Raw genomic sequence first — 2692 nt, 5'->3', positions numbered from 1 at the left:
TCGGTATTTCCTCCCGTACGCCCTGTATTTTCTATTCATGGCTCGGTTATGCCATCGATTGCAGCCGAATTACAGCTTAAGGTTGGCATACCGGTTACCTATAAGGCCGGCGATCAACCCAACAACGCTTTATCATTAAATGTGCTTAACCCGGGCGAGGTAGCGGCTACCGCCGGAACATCGGGGGTTATATATGGCGTAAGCGATCAGCTGGGTTTCGATCCGCAATCGCGGGTAAATACTTTTGCGCATGTAAACTATACGCATGAGTTGCCGCGCATGGGTGTGTTGCTTTGTATAAACGGCACGGGCAGTTTGTATCGCTGGACGAAAAACTTATTTGGCACCACCATAGGCTATCATCAAATGAATGACGAAGCCGCCACAGTAAAATTGGGCAGCGAAGGCCTGCGTATTTTGCCATTTGGCAACGGTGCCGAGCGTATGCTGAACAATAAACTGGTAGGGGTACACCTGCACCATATCGACCTGAACCTGCATACCCGCGCGCATATTTTCCGTGCCGTGCAGGAAGGTATTGCCTGTGCTTTCCGTTACGGGCTTGATATTATGCGCAAAAACGGTATGAGTCCAACCGTGATACGCGCCGGTCGCAGCAACCTGTTTTTAAGCCGCCTGTTTACCGAAACATTTGTGAACGTAACAGGCGTGCCCGTTGAGCTTTACCAGAACGACGGCAGCGCCGGGGCCGCATTGGGCGCGGGCATAGGGGCGGGCATATTCGCGTCGGCCGCCGAAGCATTTGCCAACGCCAAACCGCTTGAACTGGTTGAACCATCAGCACAAACTATGGAACCTGTTTACCAGGAATGGAAAACCCTGCTCGAACGCGAACTGAGCATTAATTAATACCTAAACTTTATCATAACTCACACATTCACTAATTCAAAATATCAATAAATAATTATATGGGCGTAACAACCGGAAACACAGAATTTTTTAAAGAGATCGGTCAGATAAAATATGAAGGCCTTCAGTCAGACAACCCTTTAGCCTACAGGTGGTACGATGCAGATAAAGTTATAGCAGGCAAAACCATGAAAGATCATCTGCGCTTCGCAGTATCTTATTGGCACTCGTTCTGCGGTACCGGCGCCGATCCGTTTGGCGGCCCTACGCATGTTTTCCCATGGGATGCAAAAAGCGATGCCGTTGAGCGTGCTAAAGATAAAATGGATGCCGCTTTTGAATTTATCACCAAATTAGATCTGCCATACTATTGTTTCCACGACATTGATGTGGTTGATTACACCAATGACATTAACGAGAACGAACGCCGCTTACAGGCATTGGTTGAATATGCCAAACAAAAACAAGCCGCAAGTGGTGTAAAACTGCTTTGGGGCACGGCCAACGTATTCAGCCACAGCAGGTATATGAACGGTGCCTCAACCAATCCCGATTTTCATGTATTGGCGCATGCAGGTGCACAGGTGAAAGCCGCAATTGATGCTACCATTGCTTTGGGTGGCGAGAACTACGTTTTCTGGGGTGGCCGCGAAGGTTACATGTCGTTACTAAATACCGATATGAAACGCGAGCAGGAGCACCTGGCCCGCTTTTTACATACCGCTAAAGATTACGCCCGCAAACAAGGCTTTAAAGGTACTTTCTTTATCGAGCCAAAACCATGCGAGCCAACCAAGCATCAGTATGATTATGATGCGGCAACTGTATTGGGCTTTTTACAGAAATACGACCTGCTGAATGATTTTAAACTGAATCTGGAAGTAAACCACGCTACTTTAGCGGGCCATACCTTCCAGCACGAATTACAGGTAGCTGCCGATTCGGGCCTATTAGGTTCTATTGACGCTAACCGCGGCGATAACCAGAACGGCTGGGACACCGACCAGTTCCCGAATGATATTACCGAAGTAACTGAATACATGCTGATCATTTTAGAAGCCGGTGGCTTTTTAGGCGGCGGTATAAACTTTGATGCCAAGATACGCCGTAACTCAACCGACGCGGCCGACCTGTTCCACGCGCATGTGGGCGGTGTTGATGTGTTTGCACGTGCATTGGTAATTGCCGATCAGATCCTGCAAAAATCAGAGTACAAAAAGATCCGTAAAGACCGTTACGCGTCGTTTGATGGTGGCCAGGGCAAAGCCTACGAAGAAGGCAAGCTGTCATTAGAAGACCTGCGCCAGTACGCTGCCGAAAACGGTGAACCAAAGGCAGCCAGTGGCCGCCAGGAATATTTAGAGAACCTGATTAACCGTTATATATAATAACAATTACGTAGGTTGTGTGTGGCCTTGCCGGGGTGCCGGCAAGGCTTTTTTTTATCATGATTTCCTTGATTGGGAGGGATCATCAGGATTTTCCTTTTGGAATTCACTGATTGATTTTTGATTTCTCCGATTTCTCCCGAAACTCTGCTTATTCTCTTGATGAAATGACATGCTCTGTGTAGCTCCGTGCCTCCTCCGTATCTCTGCGGTTAAAGAGCCAGCATGTTATCAATTCAAAAACACCTCATCAACCAATAACCAGCCCTGATTTTTGCACTTGATATGCAGGTAACTTACCGGTGTTGCTTTAAAATCGCAAAACGTATCAGTTGCTACCGATTGCCCCGGTACCGGTGGCGTAACGCCTTTGGCTGTGCCCAATAGTTTAAGGTGATCTTTATCGGGCCCGCCCCAAACTTCAACAGTAGCCG

At 48.0% G+C, this 2692-nt stretch carries 3 protein-coding genes; 2 read left to right on the top strand and 1 reads right to left on the bottom strand.

Annotated features, from left to right (window positions below; translation table 11 throughout):
- The coding region (locus tag AAGC65_RS25800) for an FGGY-family carbohydrate kinase (RefSeq protein ID WP_343115330.1) at positions 1–870 on the top strand (870 nt) is incomplete at its 5' end.
- Positions 871–929: 59 nt separating this feature from the next.
- Positions 930–2258, top strand: a complete 1329-nt coding sequence (xylA, locus tag AAGC65_RS25795; protein WP_343115329.1) for a xylose isomerase — start codon at positions 930–932, stop codon at positions 2256–2258.
- A gap of 231 nt (positions 2259–2489) precedes the next feature.
- On the opposite strand, the gene AAGC65_RS25790 is transcribed toward xylA, so the two are convergent.
- Positions 2490–2692, bottom strand: a 203-nt coding sequence (locus AAGC65_RS25790) for a hypothetical protein (RefSeq protein ID WP_343115328.1), incomplete at its 5' end; no start/stop codon positions are given.

It is taken from the genome of Mucilaginibacter sp. (genome assembly GCF_039207105.1).
Lineage (GTDB): Bacteria > Bacteroidota > Bacteroidia > Sphingobacteriales > Sphingobacteriaceae > Mucilaginibacter.
The sequence above is the reverse complement of the archived record's forward strand: the minus strand, read 5'-3'. Positions and strand labels throughout refer to the sequence as shown.